1 protein-coding gene is annotated in these 270 nt (G+C 64.1%); it reads left to right on the top strand.

Annotated features, from left to right (window positions below; all coding sequences use genetic code 11):
- Window positions 1-270, top strand: a 270-nt coding sequence (locus CVH10_RS20760) for an RNA polymerase sigma factor (protein WP_146143209.1), incomplete at both ends; no start/stop codon positions are given.

Raw genomic sequence — 270 nt, 5'->3', positions numbered from 1 at the left:
CGTTCGCGGGCTGGATCAAGAAGATCGCCGCGCGGCTTTATCTGAAGCGGGTGGCCAAGGAGGCGCGCTACGTCGCCGAGGTGGAGGCCGATCAGGCCGAGATCGCGGTGGATCGCGGCGGGCTGATGGACCTGGACGAGGCGCTGAAGTCGCTGAACGAAACCGAACGGGTGTGCGTGTCCCTGTGCCACGGCGCTGGGATGTCCCACCCCGAAATCGCGGCAGCCATGAATTTGCCGCTCGGAACGGTGAAATCTCATGTCAAACGTG

This window comes from Halomonas sp. ND22Bw, assembly GCF_003011945.1.
Taxonomy (GTDB): domain Bacteria; phylum Pseudomonadota; class Gammaproteobacteria; order Pseudomonadales; family Halomonadaceae; genus Halomonas; species Halomonas halophila.
This window is presented reverse-complemented; position numbering and strand designations above follow the sequence as displayed.